Source organism: Streptomyces sp. NPDC050264 (genome assembly GCF_040655895.1).
In the GTDB taxonomy this organism is placed as follows: Bacteria; Actinomycetota; Actinomycetes; order Streptomycetales; family Streptomycetaceae; genus Streptomyces.
Window position 1 is genome coordinate 114,439 of the sequence record NZ_JBFAKV010000005.1, and the last position, 19,833, is coordinate 134,271.

Annotated in this window: 33 protein-coding genes and 1 pseudogene; 33 read left to right on the plus strand and 1 reads right to left on the minus strand. The window is 70.4% G+C overall.

Features of this window, described 5'->3' with window-relative positions:
* Positions 1–59 precede the first annotated feature (59 nt).
* Genes AB0J02_RS10185 through AB0J02_RS10220 form a run of 8 tightly spaced genes read left to right on the plus strand, consistent with a single transcriptional unit; the run spans position 60 to position 4,117 of the window.
* On the plus strand, positions 60–1,655 hold the full coding sequence (locus AB0J02_RS10185; protein ID WP_363193142.1) for a hypothetical protein: 1,596 nt from the start codon (positions 60–62) through the stop codon (positions 1,653–1,655).
* Entirely contained in the window at positions 1,645–1,962 is a 318-nt protein-coding gene (locus tag AB0J02_RS10190; protein ID WP_363193143.1) for a hypothetical protein, read from the plus strand. Before AB0J02_RS10185 ends, AB0J02_RS10190 begins: the two co-directional genes overlap by 11 nt.
* Positions 1,959–2,150, plus strand: a complete 192-nt coding sequence (locus tag AB0J02_RS10195; protein WP_363193144.1) for a hypothetical protein — start codon at positions 1,959–1,961, stop codon at positions 2,148–2,150. Before AB0J02_RS10190 ends, AB0J02_RS10195 begins: the two co-directional genes overlap by 4 nt.
* A gap of 11 nt (positions 2,151–2,161) precedes the next feature.
* On the plus strand, positions 2,162–2,692 hold the full coding sequence (locus AB0J02_RS10200; RefSeq protein ID WP_363193145.1) for a histone-like nucleoid-structuring protein Lsr2: 531 nt from the start codon (positions 2,162–2,164) through the stop codon (positions 2,690–2,692).
* Positions 2,689–2,862: a hypothetical protein gene (locus AB0J02_RS10205; protein ID WP_363193146.1), complete on the plus strand. Its 174-nt coding sequence runs from the start codon at positions 2,689–2,691 to the stop codon at positions 2,860–2,862. Before AB0J02_RS10200 ends, AB0J02_RS10205 begins: the two co-directional genes overlap by 4 nt.
* Positions 2,859–3,068: a hypothetical protein gene (locus AB0J02_RS10210; RefSeq protein WP_363193147.1), complete on the plus strand. Its 210-nt coding sequence runs from the start codon at positions 2,859–2,861 to the stop codon at positions 3,066–3,068. Before AB0J02_RS10205 ends, AB0J02_RS10210 begins: the two co-directional genes overlap by 4 nt.
* Positions 3,065–3,457, plus strand: coding sequence for a hypothetical protein (locus AB0J02_RS10215; RefSeq protein ID WP_363193148.1), 393 nt, complete (start codon positions 3,065–3,067; stop codon positions 3,455–3,457). The genes AB0J02_RS10210 and AB0J02_RS10215 overlap by 4 nt, the downstream gene beginning before the upstream one ends.
* An 18-nt stretch (positions 3,458–3,475) precedes the next feature.
* Positions 3,476–4,117: a hypothetical protein gene (locus tag AB0J02_RS10220; protein ID WP_363193149.1), complete on the plus strand. Its 642-nt coding sequence runs from the start codon at positions 3,476–3,478 to the stop codon at positions 4,115–4,117.
* A 71-nt stretch (positions 4,118–4,188) separates the two neighbouring features.
* Here AB0J02_RS10220 and AB0J02_RS10225 read toward each other — a convergent pair whose 3' ends face one another.
* Positions 4,189–4,461 carry a hypothetical protein gene (locus tag AB0J02_RS10225; protein ID WP_363193150.1) on the minus strand — a complete coding sequence of 91 codons (273 nt, stop codon included), beginning with the start codon at positions 4,459–4,461 and terminating at the stop codon, positions 4,189–4,191.
* A gap of 148 nt (positions 4,462–4,609) precedes the next feature.
* On the opposite strand from AB0J02_RS10225, the gene AB0J02_RS10230 reads away from it, so the two are divergent.
* From AB0J02_RS10230 to AB0J02_RS10350, 25 genes and pseudogenes are all read left to right on the plus strand, one after another.
* A complete protein-coding gene (locus AB0J02_RS10230; protein WP_363193151.1) occupies positions 4,610–4,915 on the plus strand; it encodes a hypothetical protein in 306 nt (101 codons plus the stop codon).
* Positions 4,915–5,175 carry a hypothetical protein gene (locus AB0J02_RS10235; RefSeq protein WP_363193152.1) on the plus strand — a complete coding sequence of 87 codons (261 nt, stop codon included), beginning with the start codon at positions 4,915–4,917 and terminating at the stop codon, positions 5,173–5,175. The genes AB0J02_RS10230 and AB0J02_RS10235 overlap by 1 nt, the downstream gene beginning before the upstream one ends.
* Positions 5,172–5,339, plus strand: a complete 168-nt coding sequence (locus tag AB0J02_RS10240) for a hypothetical protein (protein ID WP_363193153.1) — start codon at positions 5,172–5,174, stop codon at positions 5,337–5,339. The genes AB0J02_RS10235 and AB0J02_RS10240 overlap by 4 nt, the downstream gene beginning before the upstream one ends.
* A gap of 188 nt (positions 5,340–5,527) precedes the next feature.
* A pseudogene (locus tag AB0J02_RS10245) lies at positions 5,528–6,184 on the plus strand (DUF2637 domain-containing protein); the annotation flags it as partial.
* A gap of 485 nt (positions 6,185–6,669) precedes the next feature.
* Positions 6,670–7,110: a hypothetical protein gene (locus tag AB0J02_RS10250; RefSeq protein WP_363193154.1), complete on the plus strand. Its 441-nt coding sequence runs from the start codon at positions 6,670–6,672 to the stop codon at positions 7,108–7,110.
* A gap of 8 nt (positions 7,111–7,118) precedes the next feature.
* A complete protein-coding gene (locus AB0J02_RS10255) occupies positions 7,119–7,571 on the plus strand; it encodes a hypothetical protein (RefSeq protein ID WP_363193155.1) in 453 nt (150 codons plus the stop codon).
* Positions 7,571–8,182 (plus strand): hypothetical protein, encoded by a 612-nt coding sequence (locus AB0J02_RS10260; RefSeq protein WP_363193156.1) that lies wholly within the window; start codon positions 7,571–7,573, stop codon positions 8,180–8,182. The genes AB0J02_RS10255 and AB0J02_RS10260 overlap by 1 nt, the downstream gene beginning before the upstream one ends.
* 413 nt (positions 8,183–8,595) lie before the next feature.
* Positions 8,596–9,333, plus strand: a complete 738-nt coding sequence (locus AB0J02_RS10265) for a site-specific DNA-methyltransferase (RefSeq protein WP_363193157.1) — start codon at positions 8,596–8,598, stop codon at positions 9,331–9,333.
* 65 nt (positions 9,334–9,398) lie between these two features.
* Complete coding sequence (locus tag AB0J02_RS10270; RefSeq protein WP_363193158.1) at positions 9,399–9,602, plus strand: hypothetical protein; 204 nt, start codon at positions 9,399–9,401, stop codon at positions 9,600–9,602.
* A 275-nt stretch (positions 9,603–9,877) separates the two neighbouring features.
* Entirely contained in the window at positions 9,878–10,225 is a 348-nt protein-coding gene (locus AB0J02_RS10275) for a hypothetical protein (protein ID WP_363193159.1), read from the plus strand.
* Between the two features lie 15 nt (positions 10,226–10,240).
* Positions 10,241–10,516, plus strand: a complete 276-nt coding sequence (locus AB0J02_RS10280; protein ID WP_363193160.1) for an HNH endonuclease — start codon at positions 10,241–10,243, stop codon at positions 10,514–10,516.
* A 76-nt stretch (positions 10,517–10,592) separates the two neighbouring features.
* Complete coding sequence (locus AB0J02_RS10285) at positions 10,593–11,030, plus strand: hypothetical protein (RefSeq protein ID WP_363193161.1); 438 nt, start codon at positions 10,593–10,595, stop codon at positions 11,028–11,030.
* 270 nt (positions 11,031–11,300) lie between these two features.
* Positions 11,301–11,561, plus strand: a complete 261-nt coding sequence (locus AB0J02_RS10290; RefSeq protein ID WP_363193162.1) for a hypothetical protein — start codon at positions 11,301–11,303, stop codon at positions 11,559–11,561.
* Entirely contained in the window at positions 11,545–13,059 is a 1,515-nt protein-coding gene (locus AB0J02_RS10295; protein WP_363193163.1) for a terminase, read from the plus strand. Before AB0J02_RS10290 ends, AB0J02_RS10295 begins: the two co-directional genes overlap by 17 nt.
* On the plus strand, positions 13,053–13,232 hold the full coding sequence (locus AB0J02_RS10300) for a hypothetical protein (RefSeq protein ID WP_363193164.1): 180 nt from the start codon (positions 13,053–13,055) through the stop codon (positions 13,230–13,232). The genes AB0J02_RS10295 and AB0J02_RS10300 overlap by 7 nt, the downstream gene beginning before the upstream one ends.
* Positions 13,229–14,548 (plus strand): phage portal protein, encoded by a 1,320-nt coding sequence (locus tag AB0J02_RS10305; RefSeq protein ID WP_363193165.1) that lies wholly within the window; start codon positions 13,229–13,231, stop codon positions 14,546–14,548. Before AB0J02_RS10300 ends, AB0J02_RS10305 begins: the two co-directional genes overlap by 4 nt.
* The gene (locus AB0J02_RS10310) at positions 14,523–15,293 is read left to right on the plus strand and encodes an HK97 family phage prohead protease (RefSeq protein WP_363193166.1); all 771 of its coding nucleotides are present in this window, start codon (positions 14,523–14,525) and stop codon (positions 15,291–15,293) included. The genes AB0J02_RS10305 and AB0J02_RS10310 overlap by 26 nt, the downstream gene beginning before the upstream one ends.
* 69 nt (positions 15,294–15,362) lie before the next feature.
* Positions 15,363–16,601 (plus strand): phage major capsid protein, encoded by a 1,239-nt coding sequence (locus AB0J02_RS10315; protein WP_363193167.1) that lies wholly within the window; start codon positions 15,363–15,365, stop codon positions 16,599–16,601.
* Positions 16,602–16,662: 61 nt separating this feature from the next.
* Positions 16,663–17,124 carry a hypothetical protein gene (locus AB0J02_RS10320; protein WP_363193168.1) on the plus strand — a complete coding sequence of 154 codons (462 nt, stop codon included), beginning with the start codon at positions 16,663–16,665 and terminating at the stop codon, positions 17,122–17,124.
* An 8-nt stretch (positions 17,125–17,132) separates the two neighbouring features.
* A complete protein-coding gene (locus tag AB0J02_RS10325; RefSeq protein ID WP_363193169.1) occupies positions 17,133–17,684 on the plus strand; it encodes a head-tail connector protein in 552 nt (183 codons plus the stop codon).
* Positions 17,684–18,136 carry a hypothetical protein gene (locus tag AB0J02_RS10330; protein ID WP_363193170.1) on the plus strand — a complete coding sequence of 151 codons (453 nt, stop codon included), beginning with the start codon at positions 17,684–17,686 and terminating at the stop codon, positions 18,134–18,136. The genes AB0J02_RS10325 and AB0J02_RS10330 overlap by 1 nt, the downstream gene beginning before the upstream one ends.
* A gap of 13 nt (positions 18,137–18,149) precedes the next feature.
* Positions 18,150–18,368 carry a hypothetical protein gene (locus tag AB0J02_RS10335; RefSeq protein ID WP_363193171.1) on the plus strand — a complete coding sequence of 73 codons (219 nt, stop codon included), beginning with the start codon at positions 18,150–18,152 and terminating at the stop codon, positions 18,366–18,368.
* Between the two features lie 3 nt (positions 18,369–18,371).
* Entirely contained in the window at positions 18,372–18,857 is a 486-nt protein-coding gene (locus AB0J02_RS10340) for a hypothetical protein (RefSeq protein ID WP_363193172.1), read from the plus strand.
* 1 nt (position 18,858) lies between these two features.
* Entirely contained in the window at positions 18,859–19,365 is a 507-nt protein-coding gene (locus tag AB0J02_RS10345; protein WP_363193173.1) for a hypothetical protein, read from the plus strand.
* Between the two features lie 16 nt (positions 19,366–19,381).
* Complete coding sequence (locus AB0J02_RS10350; RefSeq protein ID WP_363193174.1) at positions 19,382–19,825, plus strand: hypothetical protein; 444 nt, start codon at positions 19,382–19,384, stop codon at positions 19,823–19,825.
* The last annotated feature ends 8 nt before the right edge of the window (positions 19,826–19,833 follow it).

Consider the following 19,833-nt stretch of genomic DNA (forward strand, 5'->3'; position numbering starts at 1 on the left):
CCACGCCCGGCGCCCATCACCCCCGGCCAACCGAAGTCACCAAACCGAATGGAACCCGCATGTCCGCCGCCGCGCTCGCAGCCATTCCGGCTGCACCGCACGCCCAGCCGCAGCCCGCGGCCGCCGGCGTGCACCCGCGCGGCGGCGGTCTGACCGTTCGTGTCCCCTTGCGTCTGGTCATGGGCGCTCAGTACGGCGACGCCGCCCTGAGCGCCTATGTCAAGGTCGCAGCCCTGGCCCTCCGCCCGGAGGGCTGCACAGCACGCGTCGCCACCCTCGCCGCCTACCTCGGCATGTCCAAGAGCGCGGTCGAGCGAGGCCTGCGCGACCTGCGCAACCCCGATGAGGTCGACGGCCTGGTCGAGGTGCCGACCATACGGCGCACCCTGCCCGGCGGCCGCGGCGAATCCGCGCACCGCGTAACCCGCCCGCTCGAGGCAGATGAGTTGTGGGTGCGCATTCCCGTGCGCTCGGCCGAGGCCCTGACGCCGCGACTGCTACGCCTGTACGCGCTGCTCGCCTACGCCACCGCTCGCCGCATCCCCATGACCGTGGCCGAGCTCGGCCAGATGCTGCGCCACCACACCGGACAGCGCGCCGGCGAATGCCTGGGCGAGCGGCAGGCCCGCCGCCTGGTCGACGAGCTCGAGGGCACCGGATGGCTCACCGTGCACCGCCGCCAGGGCGAGCGCGGCCGCCACGCCTACGAGACCCACCGCCACCCACTGCGCGCCGTCGACTCCGCGGCGGGCGCGACAGTCATTCATGACGGATCGGGTGCGGGCGATCAAGACGGATCCCTCGCGTCTAGGGAAGACCACCTGACTGACCGACCCGATGAGACGAACCCTGTGGGGGGTTCCCGCCGTAGGCGAACTACCGGTAGTTCGCCTGTGGAAAACCCGGACCGCCCTGTGCACAACGTGACGGGCACGTTCGGGCCAGGCGCCTCTCGCGCTGCGCGCGGCAACCGCCCCACGCCGACGGCCGCCCCTGCGAACTACAACGGCCCGACCCTGCAGCTATCGCCCAGGGTCTGGCGCGTGCTGGCCCCTGTCCGCCATGAGCTGCCCGGCATCCGCCCGTTCGTGCTGCGGCGCATCGCCCGGACTATCGGCGAGCAGCTGCGCACCTACGCCGACGAGGAGCGCCTGGCCGAGCGAATCCGCCGCCGCTACGCCTCCGTGCTGCGCGCAGACATCCGCGACATGGGCGCCTGGCTGCTCGGCACCGGCATCGTGCACCGCGGCTGCGGAGTGAGCTCCTGCGAGGACTCCACCGTGTGGCCAACCGGCGCCCCCTGCCAGATCTGCGCGCACCAGCGGCAGGTCATCAGCGCTCAGTGGCGCGTGGCCCGCGAGGTCCAGGCGCGCCTGGAGCAGCTGCAGCAGGACCAGCACCAGGACGAGCACACACAGGCTGCGGCGGGGCACGAGCTGCCGCCGCTGCTGGCACCCGAAGAAGCGGCCGCCCTGCCCCGGAAAGCGTCGTACCGCCAGCGCGACCGGGCCAGCGACGCGCAGATCCGGAGGGCGATCGCCGACCACGGCAAGGCCGGCGCCCTACACATCTATGGCCACCTGCGAGTCCTGCCGCTCTTGGCCGACTCGCCCACGCCCGAGACCGGTACCGACCGGAGGACCCATGACCAGTGACCACGACGTCGTGCTGTGCGACGGCTGCCGAACTGCCCGCATCCGCTGGGCCATTACTGCCCGCGGCCGCCGCCAGGCCGTCGACGCCGACCCCAACCCGGCCGGCAACCTCGCCGCCTACCGCGACGGCACCGGCACCCTGCGCGTGCGGGTACTGACCGCCGAGCGGGCCCGCCTCGAGGGCATGGAGTGGCGTGCGATGCCGCACGTCGCGACGTGCAACCGCCCGCGGCCGCGGCCCGCGCCCTCGAGCAGGCCCGGCCGCCGCGCCGCCGTACGGCCCGGTCAGTGGCGGTGGGGGCGGTGACCGCCGCCGAGCTCCTCGACCAGGCGCTGTCCGAGGACGCGCCCACTGGCAAGTTCGGGGGCCCCCTCTCCGAGCTGCTGCCCGTCACCGCCGAGCAGCAGGCGCAGCACCGCGCCGAGGTATGCGAGGCGCTGCGCGGTTGGCGGTGGCGCGACGACACCCGTATTTCCGCCGCCCGCCGGGCGTAGCGGGCCGGCCGATGACGGTGGCCGCGCTGCGCCAGCTCCTGGACCAGATCGACCTCGAGGGCGGGCCCGAGCTCGCCCGCCGCACTCGCCCTCTGTCCACCAACCCAAAGGACCGCACCATGACCGCCGTACCAACCACCGCGTCTGCCCCGGTCTCCCTGCACGAGGCCGCCGAGAAACTGCCCGTTGGCCAGCTCCTCGCCTGGGGCGACAACCACCCCGACACCAACGTCCGGGATGCTGCGACCCGGGCCCGCGCGGCCCTCGTCGGACTGCGCGCCCGCTACGTCACCGACCACGAGCTGGCTGAGCTCGACAGCGAGCAGGCCGCCCTCGAGGAGCGGCTCGCCACGCTCGCCGCCCGCAAGGCCGAGCTCGCCCCGCCCAAGGCCCGCAAGGTGCGCAAGCCGCTGGACTACAACGCGGCCGAGGTGCGGGCGTGGGCCCGCGCCCAGGGCGTGGAGTGCCCGCCGGTCGGGCGCATTCCCAAAGCCGTTGTCGAGCAGTGGCGTGCAGCGCCCACGTTGGAGCAGCAGCCGTGATCATTCTCGATCTCGCCGCGCTCGGCCCCGAGATCATCGGCCGGGCCATCATCACCGTCGCCGGCATCGCCGGCCTCGGCGCGCTGCTTGCCGTCCTCGCCGCTTGGGCGCTCACCTGTGCCTGGCCCATCACCGGTCGGCGCACCCGACAGTGTGGGAGCAGGCCGTGAGGTTCCTCCTCCTCCACACCGAGCCGGTCCAAGAGGTCGCCGCCGAGCCCTCCACGCTCGCCGCGCTCACCAGCGCACTGCGCACCGTGCCCGTCCACGAACCCGGACCCGGTCAACTCGGCGCCCTCGTCGGCATCGGTCTCGTCCCGGATCCGGCCATCCCGCCGGGAACCCTCCACCTCCGGCCCCGAAAGGCCACGCCATGACACCCGCGCTCCGCACCACCGTCGCCCTCACCTTGGCCGCCGTCGCGCTCACCGCCAGCGCCACCTACCTCGCCGCCGCGTTCAGCCCGTGGGCAGCCGTGGCCGGCCTGTACGTGGCCGCGTTCCTCGCCTGGTCCGCCACCCGCCAGTACGCCGCGCACCGCCTGGCCCGCGCCCGCGCCGTACTCGCCGAACGCGCAGCGAGAGGCTTGCCGATCGACCCGCGGGTGTTCGACACGATCCCGTGCTGCCACCTGTCCGGCCGCGCCGCCCGGCAGACACACAGCGCGGACTGCCTGCGCCAGTACGCCACGGCGACCAGGGGCAGCGCCGCGACCGAGCTGAACGCAGCACTCGAGGAGCAGCCCGCCCCGCCGCCGCTGGGCTAAGAGCAAGGACGAACAACGATGAGCCCCACCTGCAGACTGTGCGAGACCAACACGGCGCACCGCTACCTGTGTCCCCGCTGCGCGTACGCCCTGGCCGAGCGCCTCGAGCGGCTCCCCGAGCTGGACAACGAACTGATCCACTGCCTGATACCTCGCCGCTCGGGCTGGGGCGACATCATCGCGACCAGGAGTGCGGCCGGCCCTCAGTCACCACTCGACGAGACCGTGCTGGACGAGCTGAACAGCGGTCAGATGACTGCCGTGGTCCGCTCATGGCGCGTGGACGTACAACGCGTGCGATGGCCGCAGCACGCCGCGCCCCCGCCGGGTGGCCTCGCAGCTGACTGCCGCTGGCTCGTGATGGAAATGGACTGGATCCTCAAGAACTACTCGCCGGCCGGGGACCTGGCCCGCGAGGTGCGCGAACTGGAGGCACATGCCCGCTCGCTCGTCGGTGATCCCGTGCCCCGCCTGCAGCACCTTGGTACCTGCGTGACCGCCCACGCCGACGGCCGGGTGTGTGGGGCCGTCATCAAGAGGCTGCCCGGCGAAACGCGGGTGCGCTGTAGGGAGTGCGGCTACACCTACGCGACCGCCCTGGACTGGATGCGGCTGCAACACTTCCAGCCCGACGAAAGCACCGAGCTCACAGTGCCCTGACGCCCGGTGTGAAGACGCCAGCACGAGGCCCCCGGCCCAGGCCGGGGGCTCGTTCGCGTGCGGGCACCGCCTCAATCGCCCTCGGACGCCGTGCCCTTGAGGTCTGTCCGCTCCCCAGGGCGCAGCTCGCGCCCGCGGTAATAGGTGCGCGCTTCCGCCAAGTCCCAGAAGTCGCGGGTACTGCCCGGCTTGCGCTGCGGTGTGGGGAACTTGGGGTCGTTCAGGCGCAGAGCGTGCAGCCACTGCCTGGTCACGCCCAGCTCAGCGGCAAGCTGCGAGAGATTCACCAGCTTGGCCTCCTCATCGTCGCCCTGCGTATTTCCCGGCTCCTGCGCGTCCGGCATGGCTTCCATCCTGCCCAACCTTGTTGACACTGTAAAGCAGGTTCCCTAGCTTGGAACCTGCACCACTACAAAGCCCCCGGCCCGGCACTGGCATGCCATGTGGGCCGGGGGCGGACCCACCCATCAGCGATCACAGAGGCAGGCCCGCATGGAGCGTACCCAGCCCACCCCCACCGACGTGGCGTTACGGCGGCTGCTCGAGCAGCCCACGTACGCCGCGCAGACCGCGACCGTCACCGCCCGGCTCCTCGAGATGGACCCCGCCGCGGAGCTGACACGCACGGTCCTCGAGCGCGGCATCGACATCGCCGCGGACACGGTCCTCGGCACGTTGCCCGGTGTCGTCAGCCGCGAGAGCCTGGCGGCGCTTTACGCCACGCTGCCGCCCCTGGCGGTCTCGATCACCCGAGGCGAATACGCGATCCGTCTGCGCGCTGCAGCGCGGAGCCTGTAGTGGGCACCCCGCACTACGGCCGCTCATCGTCACAGACACGACAGATCGCCCTGCAGATGCTGGCCGAGGTGGCCGAGCGTCTCGAGGAGCGCCGGCCGAACGAGACTCTGACCCCGGCCGGGCACCTCGCTGTACTGCAGGCGACGTCGATGGATCCGCCCATGCTGCGGGCGCTTCGCGGCCTCGCCCCGCCGGTCGACGGGACAATCACGCGTCGTGCGTACGCAGCTCAGTTACGCGCCGTGGTGGTGCCCGAATGAAGGACGAGCAGACCCAGGCCGAGCGCGTCGCCGCACTCCAGGCGCAGGCCGCCACCGACTACATCAAGGCGCAGGCACGGGCCGCAGAGCAGCAGGGCGCTGCCCGCGATCAGCTCGCCCTGGCCATTGCCCACGGCAACGGCCAGGGCGGCAGCCGCGGATGAACTGCTGCGGCAAGCCCATGACCCAGCAGGGCGACAAGTTCGTCTGCGGCCGATGCGGCGCATGGATCATCCCCGGCGTCGTGGCCGGCGTGTTCGCCGCCGTCTCGATCGCCACCACCTGATCGACCGGGCCCCGCTACATCCCCCGGGCGGGGCCCGGTCTCCATCCCGTGAAGGGACCAACCCTCATGCCGACGCGCGACCGCGTCCAGCTCACCCTCGTGCAGCGCAGGCTTGTCATCACCGTCGCCGCCGGGTCCGCCGTCATCGCCGCGATCGGCTTCATCGGCTCCTACGCAGCCGTGCGCACCCTGGCCGAGGCCAAGCACTTCGGCAACTTCGCCATGATCTTCCCGATCGGGCTTGACGCCGGAATATTCGTGATGCTCGCGCTCGATCTGCTGCTCACCTGGCTCGGCATGTCGCTGCCCCTGCTGCGCCACACGGCATGGCTCCTCACCACCGCAACGATTGCCTTCAACGCGGCCGCCGCCTGGCCCGACCCGGTCGGGACCGCCATGCACGGCGTGATCCCCGTGCTGTTCGTCGTCATCGTCGAGGCCGCCCGGCACGCCATCGGCCAGGCCGCGGACATCGCCACCGGCCGTCACATGGACTCCGTCCGTCTCGCCCGGTGGCTCCTCGACCCGGTCTCCACGTTCCTGCTGTGGCGGCGCATGAAGGTGTGGGAGCTCCGTTCATACGACACGGTGATCGAACTGGAGCAGTCCCGGCTCGTCGAGCGGGCCCGGCTCCGCTCCCGCTACGGCCGCCGCTGGCGCAGCCGGGCACCCGTGGGTGCCGTCATGGCGCTGCGCCTCACCCGCTACGGCCGGCCCCTGGCCCCCGTCGAGGGCGTCCTCAACATCGAACGCGTCCCGGCCGGCGCTCCCGTGCCCGCACTGACGAACACCAACCTGCCCGCGGCGATCGAGTCGAGCACGTTCGCCGCCGCGGCCGAGCAGGCGATCGACGTTGTTCGCGAACCCGAGCACGACGACCGCGAGCATCCGAACGCCGTCGCGAACACCGAACCCGCCGCCCCGAACACCGTCCGCGAACACATCGCGAACAAGGCCGTGACCAGTCCGAACGTCGATCGCGATCAGCCGAGCATGGCCGACGTCGTCCGCGAGCAGATCGCGATCCACCCGAACAACGCGGACGCCGTTCGCCACGTGATCGCGATCATCCCCGACGCGAACAAGGACAGCGTCGGTGCGGCTGTTCGCCGCGAACGCCGGAAGGCCGCGATGGAAGGCGGCTACGGATGATCGCCGCCCTCGCCCCGTCCGGCGCACCCCTCACTCTTTGATCAGGAAGCCACACCATGCCCAAGCACGACCAGGACGACGAGCAGGAACCGGACTGGTTCTCCGTCAGTCCTGACGACGACATCTCCCCGCCCGCTCAGCCGGGCGTACACATCACCGTGACTCCGCCGCCCCCGCCGCCCGCCGACCCGGCCAAGGCCGACCGCCGCGCGCGGATCCGGCGCTGGCTCGCCATGCATGGAGCAGCCGCGGCTGTCGGTTGGTGGACCGGACTCGGCCACGTGGCCAAGCAGTTCATGACGGACGTCGGCGACGGCGCACCCATGGCCGCGCTGGTCATGGCTGGAGTCGCCTGGTGGGGCGCTGAACTGGCCACGGAGTACGTGCGGCTGGTGCCCGCCAAACTGCGCCCCGCCGCCCGCGTCGTCTACCGCATCCCGTTCGCCACCATCCTGCTCGCCCTCGCGCTGAACACCCCGCACTCGATCCTCGGCTAGGAGCCTCGATGTACCTCGCTGCAGACACCAGCGGCGCCGTATTCGGCGTGCTCGGCTCGGGCGGGATCGCCCTCTGCCTCACCGTCCTGTTGATCTTCGGCATCGTGGGCGGACGGCTCACGTTCCGCCAGAACGGCGCCGCTGTGTGCGCGTTCATCGCGGGCACCACGTACGTGTCCGCCGGGAAGATCTGGGCCAACCCCGGCAAGGTCGTCGAGCAAGGGCTGACCGGTCTCGGCGTCGGCGCCGGCAGTGGCCCGTTCGGCGACGTCGGAATCGGCGCCGTCTCTCTGCTCCTGGCCATCATCCTGGTCGCGTGCCCGGCGAAATGGCTACCGCCCGGCCGCGCCGCCATCGTGGCTATGATCGCTGCGTTCGTCTGGCCTGCCGCTGGGGACGGTTCGATCTGGGCCATGCCGGTCCAGTTCGCGGCCGCCGTCCTGATGATGGTCGGTGCCTGATGCGCGTCTGGGTCTCCGTCTGGACAGGGTCGACGATCATCTGCCGGGCCGTCGCCGTGTGGATCGCTGGGGGAGCCGTCGCCCGCCTCCTGGTGCTCGTCCTCGCGGCCGGATTCATCAAGGGCCTGCCGCACTCCTGGGACATGGCCCTCGTACTCGCCTGGGCCTGGCTCGTCACGGCCGTCGTGCTCGGGCTCCGCGAGCCCTGGCCGCCGGCCTCCCCCAAGAGCGAGGAGCCCGCCCCCGCCGAGGGCGAGCCGGAGGCCCCGTCGGTGAGCCGCGATGACCTCGTGATCGCGCTCCACACGGTGGCTGATCCGCACGCCCACACGGCCGTCGTCGCCGCCCACCTGGGCGCCTCCCCCGAGGCCGTACGCGAGGCACTCGCCGCGGCCGACATCCCCACCAAGGCAGTGCGCATGAAGGGGCGCCGTACCTCAACCGGTGTAGACCGGTCCGCTTTCCCGCCCCTTCCCCCATCGGCTGACCGCTCTCTTGAGGATGTTGTTTGTGCAGGTCAGCCCAGCAACAACAACAAACCTGCCTTCGAGACAGTGCCCGACCAGAAGCGCCCGCAGCGCACTCTCGTCCGCTGGCTGAAGGCGAAATAGACCCCGGGACGGCCGACTGCTGCCAGGCGATCCGGCCGCCCCGGTTCCCCATCCCGATCACGAGACAGGAGCATCATCATGCCCGGACTTCCGAAAGACTTCCCGACCCGCGACCCTGCGCGCGTGCCCGACGCGGGCCGTCACGCCACCGATTACCGGCCCTCGCGGGGCGGTTGGGTCAAGGATGTCGACAAGCCGGTTCCTGGTACGCCCAAGCGCGGCCGCTGACACACTGATGGCTGCACGCCGGGTAACGCCCGGCCGCAAGAAGCCCCGCCGCATCCCCCGTTGCGGCGGGGCTTCGCGCATGAATGTTTCAGTATGCATCTATCTGAGCAGAACGATCATGCTGCCAGGCCACCGCTACGACTCGCTCGCGACCAGCGCATGCGACCCAGCGAAAGGCCACCACCATGAGCACCTGGACACTGCACTCTGGCGACGCGCTCACCGTGCTTCCCACGCTGACTGCCCCAGTCGACGCCGTCATCTGCGACCCGCCCTACAACAGCGGCGGCCGCACCATGACCGAACGCACCAGCCGCACCGCCCGCCAGAAATACCTCAGCAATGACGGCCGCAACCACGGGCACGACCTCGGCGACTTCACGGGCGAGAACCGCGACCAACGCTCCTACCTCGCCTGGCTGTCCCTGATCCTCGCCGAATGCCACCGCCTCACCAGACCCGGCGGCGCCGCGCTCGTCTTCACCGACTGGCGCCAGCTCCCCATCACCACCGACGCCCTGCAGGCCGCCGGCTACACCTGGCGCGGCGTCGCCGTGTGGCAGAAGCCGATCGCCCGCCCGCAGCCCGGCCGCCTCCGCCAGGAATGCGAGTTCATCGTCTGGGGCAGCAACGGCCCCGTCTTCACCGGCGACAACCCCGTCTACCTGCCTGGCCACTTCACCGGCAGCCAGCCACGCGGTAACAACCGCCAGCACATCACGCAGAAGCCACTCGACGTCATGCAGCAGCTCGTGCGCATCGTGCCCCCTGGCGGGACCGTACTGGACCCCTTCACCGGCTCAGGCACCACCGGCGCGGCCGCGCTCCTCGAGGGCCGCGCGTTCATCGGTATCGAACAGTCCGAGCAGTACGCCGCCGTGGCGCGTTCCCGGATGGCCGAAGCTGCGGGCCTAGCGACCTGACAAGGAGGCTCGGCCGAGCCCCGCCACCCGCCCCCATCGTGGGGCCCTACCGCATGATGGGAGTCATGGAGTCACAGCTGTTGCGCCCCGGCTTCCTCACCGCTCACCAGACCGCCCAAGCCCTCGGCGTCACCCTCGGCGCAGTCCGCAAGCTCGTACAGCGCGAGGAGATCCGACCCGCTCACGGCAGCAGCGCGAGGCAACGCTGGTTCGCCCTCGCCGACGTGCACGCGTATGAGACACGGCGGGCCGAGCGCGCCGCAGCTTGACGCGCAGGTCAGAGCGGTGTCACGATCTCGGAGAACAACTGTGCCCCGAGACAGGCACCACAGACGCACGACAGAGCCCCCGCTTTCGGTTCCCCCGACGGGGGCTCTGTCGTGCCAGGGGTGGCGCGGAAGAGCCGGTGACAACGGCGGGCGGTGGGAGAGGGCAACCCGCCCGCGCCGCCCCTGCAGTACGTCACAGGAGCGTCACGTAGGCTTCACACTGCACCCACATGTCCCAGATGATGCAGGGTCAACACCGCATCACTGGGGGGACCATGAACGTCCGTACAACCGCAGCCGCGATCGCTCTGCTTGCTGCCGCACTCACTGCCTGTACGAGCAGCGACGGCGACGCCGGGACGTCCAAGCCGTCAGCCGCAGCCACCACCTCGCCGGCCGCAGACCCGGCCCAGGCCCGGCAGGACTGCGTCGATGCCGTGAAGGACGCCATCGACGCCGACCCCAGCAACGACGACCTGGACCCGCCCAAGGAGTGCGCCACGCTCCCCAACAGCGAGTACCTCGACGCGTACATGGACGGCATGGAGGCGCACAACCAAGAGGGCCGCGACTCCCTGCAGGACGCCATCGACGAAGCCTCCAAGGCCGCCGAGGACCAGTGACCGGAGGAGGCGCCCGTGGCCGGCAACCCCCGCAACGGGCGCCCCTACCGCCGCCTCTGTGCCTGGCTCCGAGCCCAGCGCCTGCCCTGCTGGCTGTGCGGCCACAACATCGACTACGCGCTGCACGCCAAGCATCCGCTGTCCTTCACCCTCGACCACGAGCAGCCGCTCACCCGCGGCGGCAACCTGCTCGACCCCGCCAACGCCCGCGCCGCACACCGCCGGTGCAACAGCAGCAGGGGCAACCGCACGGCGGCCCAGCGACCACGGCGAGCGTCACGGAGGTGGTGACCATGCCCGATGACGAACCGCCGGACCGCTGCTGCGGATGCGTGGGCAAGTACTGCTGCACACACGGTGAGGCGCCGTGCTGTACGTCGTGACCGGTCCGCCGACTGCAGGCAAAAGCAGCTGGATCGACGCGCACGCCAAACCGACGGACATCGTCATCGACCTGGACCGCATCACCATCGCGCTCACTGGGCCAGGCGCACCGCACTGGAACCACGGCACAGTGCAGCAGCGCGTCGCACAGCGCGCCCGATACGCCGCCATCGACGAGGCGACCCAGCACCTGGACACGGTCGACGTCTACCTGATCCACACCATGCCCAGCCCCAAGGCCCGAGCCAAGTACCAGCGGCTCGACGCGCGCATCATCGTCGTCGACCCCGGCGAGTCCATCGTCATGGCGCGCATCGAGACCATGCGATCACCAGCCATGCAGAGGGTGGCGGCCCGGTGGTACGGGGCCCGGCGTAGGGGCCGGCAGGCGGGCATGCCCCAGGCCTCGCGGGCATGGTGACCGAGCGCCTGGACCACCGAGCACCGAGCGTCATCGAGCGTTGAACAAAGATCGAAAAGCGAAAACGATCAACGCTCGCGAGTGATCGAGACCGCCGGTCGGGGAGAGTGGGTCCAAAGTTCAGCGATCAGCTGGGCGACCTAAACGCCCTTGTCGCCCGATTGTTTACGCGGGGCCTGTACTCGCTAATCCGGCGAAGCCAGCGCCAGCGATTTAGCGGACCCCCATCACTCTCCGTGACGCAACGCAGTGTGACGGCTGGGGGTGATCATGAGTACCAACGTTGAAGCGACCGCTGCCGAAATAGCGCACCTCCGCGTCGGCGACATCGCTCCTGGCCTGGCACAACTCGCCCTGACTCTGGCGGCGACGATGGATGAGGGGGGCGGGGCGACGGCGAAGGCAAACGCTGGTCGGGAGCTACGCGCCGCACTCGACTCCCTGCGGAAGCTGGCACCCGTTGCCGTCGAGAACGACCGCGTGGACGAGCTCACCAAGCGACGCAGGAGGCGACGTGACCGCACCGCCTGACGTCGTTACTGGCGTCCAGGTGCCCCGCCTGTTCACTGCCCCGGCTACGTTCCTCTCGTCGTCCGGGCAGGAGGCTGTCGAGCTGGCGGCGATGGCCGGGCTCGAGCTGTTCCCGTGGCAGAAGCACGTCCTCGACGTGGGCCTGCGCGAGCGCGCTGACGGGTCGTGGGCTGCGTTCGAGGTCGCGGTGAACCTTCCGCGCCAGAACGGCAAGGGCGGGTTGATCGAAGCCAGGGAATTGGCCGGGCTGTTCCTGCTCGACGAGCAGCTCATCATCCACAGCGCGCACGAGTTCAAGACGTCGAAGGTTGCGTTCCAGCGGATCGAGGCCCTGATCCTCGGATGCCCTGACCTGCGTAAACGTGTGCTGCGGGTGCGGAACAATACGAACGAGACGTCGATCACCCTGGTAACGGGCCAGGTGCTGCAGTTCCTCGCTCGCTCGGGTGGCAGCGGCCGAGGCTTCACCGGTGACTGCAACATCATGGACGAGGCAATGATCCTCGGCGATGACGCAATGGGTGCGCTCATGCCGACCATGTCGGCCGTCGAAAACCCGCAGCTGTACTACCTGGGCAGCGCCGGCATCGGGCCGCAGTCGGTGCAGTTGGGGCGGCTGCGCCGCCGTGCGCTGGCTGCTGTGGAGTCCGGTGTCCCGGACCCGAGCATGGCGTACTTCGAGTGGTCGGTGGACCCGCACGTGGACGAGTGCGGCCCGTCCTGCACGGAGCACGACGACGCCGATGACCTCGCGTCGTGGGCTAAGTCCAACCCTTCGCTGGGCTATCTGATCAGTCCGGAGTTCATCCGTAACGAGCGGGCGTCGCTCGGCAGTAGCGGCATCTTTGAGCGTGAGCGGCTCGGTGTGGGCGCCTACCCGTCGGACACCGCGGACACGTGGCAGGTCCTGGGCGAGGACGTGTGGCGGGCGCTGGCCGCTGCTGAATCGTCGCCGGGCGACCCCGTCGCGTTCGCCGTTGACATGACGCCCGAGCGGTCGCACGTCGCCATCTCTGTGGCGGGGCTGTGGCGCGGCGGGACGCACGTCGAGGTCGTCGACCATCGCCCGGGTACGGGGTGGTTCAAGGATCGGGCACGCGAGCTGACCAAGCGGTGGGGGCCGCGCTGCTGGGTCATCGACTCGGGCGGGCCGGCCGCGGCGCTTATCGGGGATCTGGTCGACGCGCTCAAGGTGGACCCTGAAGACACGTCCGACGAGCCGCAGCTGCTAGCCCCGGTCGTACAGGCCAAGGCCCGCGACGTGGTGGTGGCCACCGGCCAGTTCTACGACGCGGTCACTGAGCAGAACCTGTCGCACCTCGACCAGGCCCCGCTCGCCGCGGCCCTGGCAGGTGCGCAGAAGCGCCCGTTGGGTGATGCGTGGGCGTGGGCGCGACGGATTGTGTCCGTGGACATCAGCCCGCTGGTGGCTGTGACCCTGGCCCGCTGGGGGCTCGGTGCCGAGGTGGAAGAGGAAGGGGCGCCCAACCTGTGGTGAGGACCGTTGTGCTGACCGTGGCAGAGGTCGTATCCCTGCTGTCCATCGTCTACGGAGTCGCGCTCATCTACCTGCCCGCGGCGCTCATCCTGGGCGGCGGCATGGGCGTTGTGGCCGCAGAGCAGAAGCTGACTCGGCCCGAGGCCGCGCACCGTAAGGAGCCGACACCGTGAGCCTCTTCGGTCTGTTCGACCGGCGCTCGTCTCCGGAGAATCCGGCAGTGCCGCTCACCGACGCATCGTTGCTGGGATGGATGGCCGGCCCCCGTGCGGAGGCTGGGGTGCAGGTCTCCGAGCGCACCGCGGTGCACATGCCGGCGGTGTGGCGGTCGGTGGCAGTCATCGCCGGGGTGTCCGCGGCGCTGCCGCTGAACTCCTACAAGGCCGGGACGAAAGACCGCACGGACTCGTCGCTGCTCTCGAGCCCGCACCCCGAGCTGACGCCGCTCGAGCTGTGGCGGCTCGCCTACGTGCACAAGGTGCTGTGGGGCAACGCGTATCTGCAGAAGCTGCGAGCCCCGTCCGGACAGATCAAGGAACTGTGGCCGGTGACGCCAGACCGGGTGACGGTCGACCGGGAACGGCCGAGCGAGGCGAACCCGTCCGGGAAGTTCTTCTACATCACCGACGACTGGGGCGTGCTGTTCCGGCTCACGCCGCGCGAACTGCTGCACATGCCGGGGATCGGCTACGACGGCCTGCAAGGGCTGTCACCCATCGCTGCTGCGCGGCAGGGCATCGGGCTCGCCCAGGCCGCCGAGCTCGGCGCGGCCAAACTGTTCGGCCGCGGCAACATGGTGTCCGGCGTGCTGCAGACCGAGCAGCGGCTGAACGCCGAGCAGGCGCAGGCCCTCAAGTCCCGGTGGCAGGCCAAGGTCGGCGGCATCGAGAACGCACACGAGGTGGCCGTGCTGGACGCGGGCGCCACGTTCAAGCCGGTGACAATGCCGCTGCGTGACGCACAGTTCCTGGAGTCGCGCGAGTTCCAGATCAGCGAGATCAGCCGCATGTTCGGCGTGCCGCTGTTCCTGCTGTCCGAGACGGCGAAGTCCACCTCGTGGGGCACGGGCCTCGAGCAGCAGGCGCAGGGCTGGGTGACGTTCGACCTTGGCCCGACGTGGCTGTCACCGACGGAGCAGCGCATTTCCAAGGAGCTGCTGCCGCCCGGCGAGTACGCGCACTACCGGCTGCAGGGGCTGCTCCGCGGCGACTCGTCGTCGCGGGCAACGTTCTACCGGGCGATGCGTGACACGGGCGTCATGTCCGCCAACGACATCAGGGCCCTCGAGGAACTGCCCCCGATCCCGGGCCCGGAGGGCGACACGTACCTGCAGCCCACGTACATGGCGCCGCTCGGCTCCAACCCGCTGGCGCCGGACGAGGCGCCGGCGCCGGTGCGCGCTGCCGCACTGATGGCCGAGGCTCGCCGCCTGCTGGCCGAACATGCCGACAAGGAGGCGGACGATGCCGACGACGACAACGAGCGCTGAACGGCGCCACCTGGCCATCGGCGAGGCGGGCGTGCAGATCCGCGCGGACGACCAGGGCGGGCAGCGGTTCGCCGGGTACGCCTCGGTGTTCAACAGCCGGACCGCCATCGGGAACCCGCTGCGCTGGGGGTTCTACGAGGAGATCGCTGCGGGTGCGTTCACCAAGACACTCGGCGAGGCCGACGCCCGCATGCTCATCGACCACGACTCGTACTACGTCGTGTCGCGCATGTCAGCCGGCACCCTCGCGCTGGCCGAGGACGAACGCGGCCTGGCCGTCGACTCTGCCCTGGACGGCGAGCTCTCGTACGTCCGGGACCTGCAGGCGAACCTACGCAACGGCAACATCACCGGGATGTCGTTCGGGTTCTACGTCATCAAGGACGAGTGGAGTACCGAGTCCCTCGAGGTCGAGGGCGCTGACCCCGTCGATGTCGAGGTCCGCGTGATCCGTGAGGTACGCCTGGTCGAGGTCAGTGCCGTCACGTTTCCTGCCTACCCCGAGACCGAGGCCGAGCTGAAGGCCGTGGCCCGGGCGCTGGACCGGCGCGGCGACTACGCCGCCGTCGAGGCCGCCGCCCGGCACCGGCCCGAGCTGCTCGACCTGGTGCACATCGAACGCGAGCCGGGCGAGTCCACTCGCGAACAGAGCCCCGTTGAGCCGGCGGTGTCCACTCAACCCGCGGTCCTGCCTCTCTCGATGCGCATGAACGCGCTGGCCGCCCGCTACGGGCTGCCTCGCTGACCAACAATCCAATCCTTCAGCCCCGCCACTGGTGGGGCTGTTCGGCGTGCCGTGAAAGGACACAACGCCATGAGTGCACTGCTCACCCGGGCCCTGGAGAAGCGGGCCAACCTCTGGTCGCAGATGCAGGGAATCCAGTCCCGTGCCGAGACCGAGAACCGAGACGCTCTGACGGCCGAGGAGCGAGAGACCTGGGACCGCATGGAGGCCGACCTGACGGCCACCTCGCAGGACATCGAGCGCATGGAGCGCTCCGCCCGCATGGACACGGTGCAGCGGGACCAGGCCATCGTCACCGGCGGTGGCGCTCCCGAGGACCGCGAGGCCGACCAGGATGCGGCCTACCGCGACGCGTTCGGCCGCTTCGTCCGTCGGGGCATGAGCGCCCTGTCCAACGACCAGCGCGAACTGATGCTGGCCAACCACTCGGAGATCCGGGCACAGGCCACCTCGCCGGGCAACGCGGGCGGGTACTTCATCCCGACCGACACCCTGAACAAGATCACCGAAACGCTGAAGGTGTACGGCGGCCTGCTGTCCGAGGTCAACGTCATCACGACCGCATCCGGCAACACGCTGAACTGGCCGACCAACGACGACACGGCGAACGTCGGTGTGATCCTCACCGAGAACGCTCAGGTCACGGACACAGACCTCACCCTGGGGCAGAAGGATCTCGGGGCGTACACGTACAGCTCCAAGATGATCCGCGCCTCGCTGGCGCTGCTGCAGGACTCGGTTTTCGACACCGAAGGATTTATCGCCCGCAAGCTTGGCGAGCGGATCGGCCGCGCTATCGCGGCGCACCTGGCCACGGGCACCGGCTCGTCGCAGCCCGAGGGCCTGTTCACCAACGCCACAGCGGGAAAGACCGGCGCGACCGGTCAGACCACCTCGGTCATCTATGACGACCTGATCGACCTGCAGCACTCCATCGACCCCGCCTACCGGGGCACCGCGAAGTGGGCCACCTCGGACTCCGGTCTGAAGGTCGTCCGCAAGCTGAAGGACGAGCAGGGCCGACCGCTGTGGGAGCCCTCCGTTCAGGCCGGCGTCCCGTCCACCCTGCTGGGGTCCGCGGTCGTCATCGACAACGGCATTGCCGCCCCGGCGGCCAGCGCCGCATCGATCGGGTTCGGGGACCTGCGTGCCGCCTACGTCGCCCGGCAGGTCGCAGGCGGCCAGATGATGCGCCTGGAGGAGCGGTACGCCGACTACCTGCAGGTCGGGTTCCTGGGGTTCCTGCGCTTCGACGGGACGCCCGACGACGGCGCTGCGTTCCGCACGTACAAGCACCCGGCCACCTGAGCGCACCCGATCCTCGGCCCCCGGCAATCGTCGGGGGCCGCCTCTGTGGAAGGAGCAGCGGATGCCCAGCATCCGAGTACTGCAGTCCGTCGGTGGTCTGGAATTCTCGTGGCGTCCGGGGCAGGTCGTCGAGGTCGACGACGCCACGGCCGCGGCGTGGGCCGACGGAGTGCGCGCCGAGCTGGTCGGCGCCGGCAAGGCGGGCACGGGCGCAGCCCCCGCGTCCAGGCCGCAGGGCGCCGACGAGGGCGCCCCGTTCGATCCGACGGCCGCCAAGGTCGACGAGGTGCTGGCATACCTCGCCACCGCCGACGAGGCCGAGGCGCTGCGCGTGCTGGACGCCGAGTCCGCGGCGAAGAAGCCGCGCGCCTCGATCGTCAAGGAGCGGGACGCCATCCTCGCCGCGGCCCGCGAGCGCGACGGCCAGGAGGCGGCCGCCCTCGAGGAGCAGGCGCCGGAGCTGGCGGCCGATTCCTCGCGCGGCGGTGGCCGCGCCGAGTCTCCCGAGACCCGCAGCGAGTAGAGGCGGGCATGGGCATCATCACGTTGGCCGAGGCCAAGGCTCAGCTCAACCTCGTTGGCGACGGCGACGACGAGGAGCTGCAGGCGTACATCGACGGCATTACCGCCCCCATCGAGAATCTGGTGGGCGTCGTCGAGCAACGCGAGTTCACCGAAACGGTCAACGGCACGGGCAGGACCCTGTGCCTGTTGAAGCTGCCCGCAATCGCGCTCGTGGCCGTGACGCCGCAGCTGACCGGTGGCGCGGCGCTCGACGTCGGGCAGCTGCACCTCGACGGCGCCACCGGCATCGTGCAGCGCCTGTCGGGCGCCCGATTCCACGGAGGGCCCTGGACGTTCACGTACACCGCAGGGCGGGCCGAGGAGCTGCCCACCATCAAGCTCGCCGCACGGATGCTCATTCAGCACCTGTGGCGGACCCAGACCGCGAGCCGCGGCCCGGTGCTCGCGGGCGGCGATGACTTTTCCGTGACCGAGCAGGTCCCCGGCTTCGGCTACGCGGTGCCCAACAGAGTGCTGCAGCTGCTCGAGCCGTACAAACTCCCCCCGGCGGTGGCGTAGTGGCATCCAGACTTCCCGAGCTCATCGACGCCGTGACCGTACGCGCCGCGGCCGCGCCCGCGCTCGAGGGCGTAGTAGTCGCGGACGGCCCGCAGGTCACCAACAGCAGCGCCCGTGAGTGGCTGGTGGTCGGGTTCGACGGCGACCCTGACGGCAGCTTTGAGGCCGGGCAGACGGCCGGCGGGTGGGCGACGCTCGGCACGGACCGCGAGGAGCAACTGCAGCTGACCGTCGCGGTCATCGTCATGCGCGGAGACACCGACGTGCGGGCCGCCCGGGCGCGCGCGTACGAGATTGCCGCGCCCCTCGAGCAGCTGCTCGCCGCCGATCCGTCACTCGGCATGCGCTCGGCCGAGGTCGCCATCGCGGCGTCCGCGCTCGTGCAGGAGCAGACCACGAACGGCGTGCAGGTGCGGCTGCTGCTGCAGCTGGCTGGACGCGCCTTCACGTAAGGGAGACCCCGCTATGACGCGAATGCGGCACAAGACGCTGCCGGACCAGGACATCGAGGTGCAGCAGATACAGGTCAAGGCGTACGAGCGAAGCGGCTGGGAGGCCGTCCACGACGACGGCACTCCCGTCGAGGAACCGGCGGCCGCAGCGGAGGTCGTCGAGGACGACGCCGCGCCGGTCGAGAAAACAGCGGCCGCGGCAAAGGGCCGCCGCCCCAAGACGGAGGACTGAGCTATGGCGACCCCGATTCAGGCATCGACTCGCTACTACCGGCGTGGCGTCACGCGCGTGCTGTGGGTGCCGACGATCGCGAACAAGAATGCGCCGACGCGGGCCGAGCTCGACGCGGGCACGGCGCTCGAGGCGGAGACCGGCGCGATGGACGGCTGGCAGACCACCTCGGAGACCGTGGCCACCCCGGCGCTCGGCAGCCGGTTCACGCCGGTGGTCGGCGGCGAGATCACCGCGTCCGACAGTTCGTTGACGTTCTGGGCGTCCAAGGACGGCGACGACGTGCGCACGCTGCTGGTGCGCGAGGCCTCTGGGTTCGTCGTGTGGATGGACGAGGGCGACGTGCCCACCCAGCCGATGGACGTCTACCCGGCCACGGTCACCTCGCAGGCCAAGGTCCGCGAGCTCGACAACGCGGCACAGATCATGTGCCAGTTCGCCATCACCTCGGAGCCCGCCGAGAACGTCGACATTCCCACCGCAGCCTGACGTGGCTGGCTCGGTACGGATCCTCGGCACCAGGCAGCTGATCACCCTCGCCCACCGGCTGCGCGCGGCCGGCGGGCCGAGGCTTCAGCGCAACATGTCGCGCCGGATCCGCCGGGCCGCTGAGCCCCTGCAGAAATATCTGCAGCAGGCAATCCGCACGGTGCAGCTGCCCGGCTCCGGGCGCACCGTACGGGGCGGTCCGACGGCCAACACGCGGCCGCTGCGCGCCACGCTGGCGGGCGGAATCAGGATCAGCGTGCGGCAGACTGGCAACCCAGGCGCGCGCGTGTGGATGGACAAGGGCCGGCTGCCTCGCGACCTGCGGAACATGCCGTGGGTCATCGATGAGGGCCGGGTGCGGCATCCGGTGTTCGGCAACCGGCGGCACTGGACGACGCAGTGGGCCCGCCCCACCGGCTGGTGGTCGCGCACCGTGCAGTCCGGGCTGCCACGGATGAACCAAGAGATCGAGCGGATCACGGACGACGTGCGCCGCGACCTGGAGTAGAGGGGGACCACCCGCAATGATCGTTTCGTACCGTCACGAGGACGGCACCACCGAGGAGCTGTCCACCGATGACCTGTCGGCCATCGAGGCGGCCGCCGTCGAAGAGGCCCTCGGTGAGACGCCGTGGCGGCACATCGAGGACCAGCTGCGCGGCCAGGATCCGACCGCGATGCGCGCCGTGCTGTGGGCGTTTCGCCGCCGTGAGGACCCGGCCCTCAAGTTCGCCGAGTTCGACGTGCCGAACTGGCGGCGCCGCCTCAAGGTGCGCCTCGAGCGGGCCGAGATCGACGACGTCCTGGAGACCCTCATCAGCGAGGCGCTCGCCAAGAACGAGGACAGCGCGATCGACGCGATGCTGCCGCACCTGCGCAAGCTCGCCGCGGACCAGGGCGACGTGACCGCCGCTCTCGACGCGCTGGGAAAAGGCCACTTGGCCAGCGCCCGGGTCTCCGAGGACTGATCGACGAG

What these genes read in the sequence shown, in the direction of transcription:
- AB0J02_RS10275 (WP_363193159.1), top strand. Translation starts at nt 9,878, where the DNA reads ATGAACGTCCGTACAACCGCAGCCGCGATCGCTCTGCTTGCTGCCGCA.
- AB0J02_RS10200 (WP_363193145.1), top strand. Translation starts at nt 2,162, where the DNA reads ATGACGGTGGCCGCGCTGCGCCAGCTCCTGGACCAGATCGACCTCGAG.
- AB0J02_RS10320 (WP_363193168.1), top strand. Translation starts at nt 16,663, where the DNA reads ATGCCCAGCATCCGAGTACTGCAGTCCGTCGGTGGTCTGGAATTCTCG.
- AB0J02_RS10270 (WP_363193158.1), top strand. Translation starts at nt 9,399, where the DNA reads ATGGAGTCACAGCTGTTGCGCCCCGGCTTCCTCACCGCTCACCAGACC.
- AB0J02_RS10225 (WP_363193150.1), bottom strand. Translation starts at nt 4,461, where the DNA reads ATGCCGGACGCGCAGGAGCCGGGAAATACGCAGGGCGACGATGAGGAG.
- AB0J02_RS10335 (WP_363193171.1), top strand. Translation starts at nt 18,150, where the DNA reads ATGACGCGAATGCGGCACAAGACGCTGCCGGACCAGGACATCGAGGTG.
- AB0J02_RS10315 (WP_363193167.1), top strand. Translation starts at nt 15,363, where the DNA reads ATGAGTGCACTGCTCACCCGGGCCCTGGAGAAGCGGGCCAACCTCTGG.
- AB0J02_RS10190 (WP_363193143.1), top strand. Translation starts at nt 1,645, where the DNA reads ATGACCAGTGACCACGACGTCGTGCTGTGCGACGGCTGCCGAACTGCC.
- AB0J02_RS10185 (WP_363193142.1), top strand. Translation starts at nt 60, where the DNA reads ATGTCCGCCGCCGCGCTCGCAGCCATTCCGGCTGCACCGCACGCCCAG.
- AB0J02_RS10260 (WP_363193156.1), top strand. Translation starts at nt 7,571, where the DNA reads ATGCGCGTCTGGGTCTCCGTCTGGACAGGGTCGACGATCATCTGCCGG.
- AB0J02_RS10240 (WP_363193153.1), top strand. Translation starts at nt 5,172, where the DNA reads ATGAAGGACGAGCAGACCCAGGCCGAGCGCGTCGCCGCACTCCAGGCG.
- AB0J02_RS10220 (WP_363193149.1), top strand. Translation starts at nt 3,476, where the DNA reads ATGAGCCCCACCTGCAGACTGTGCGAGACCAACACGGCGCACCGCTAC.
- AB0J02_RS10255 (WP_363193155.1), top strand. Translation starts at nt 7,119, where the DNA reads ATGTACCTCGCTGCAGACACCAGCGGCGCCGTATTCGGCGTGCTCGGC.
- AB0J02_RS10230 (WP_363193151.1), top strand. Translation starts at nt 4,610, where the DNA reads ATGGAGCGTACCCAGCCCACCCCCACCGACGTGGCGTTACGGCGGCTG.
- AB0J02_RS10340 (WP_363193172.1), top strand. Translation starts at nt 18,372, where the DNA reads ATGGCGACCCCGATTCAGGCATCGACTCGCTACTACCGGCGTGGCGTC.
- AB0J02_RS10215 (WP_363193148.1), top strand. Translation starts at nt 3,065, where the DNA reads ATGACACCCGCGCTCCGCACCACCGTCGCCCTCACCTTGGCCGCCGTC.
- AB0J02_RS10290 (WP_363193162.1), top strand. Translation starts at nt 11,301, where the DNA reads ATGAGTACCAACGTTGAAGCGACCGCTGCCGAAATAGCGCACCTCCGC.
- AB0J02_RS10265 (WP_363193157.1), top strand. Translation starts at nt 8,596, where the DNA reads ATGAGCACCTGGACACTGCACTCTGGCGACGCGCTCACCGTGCTTCCC.
- AB0J02_RS10250 (WP_363193154.1), top strand. Translation starts at nt 6,670, where the DNA reads ATGCCCAAGCACGACCAGGACGACGAGCAGGAACCGGACTGGTTCTCC.
- AB0J02_RS10325 (WP_363193169.1), top strand. Translation starts at nt 17,133, where the DNA reads ATGGGCATCATCACGTTGGCCGAGGCCAAGGCTCAGCTCAACCTCGTT.
- AB0J02_RS10310 (WP_363193166.1), top strand. Translation starts at nt 14,523, where the DNA reads ATGCCGACGACGACAACGAGCGCTGAACGGCGCCACCTGGCCATCGGC.
- AB0J02_RS10350 (WP_363193174.1), top strand. Translation starts at nt 19,382, where the DNA reads ATGATCGTTTCGTACCGTCACGAGGACGGCACCACCGAGGAGCTGTCC.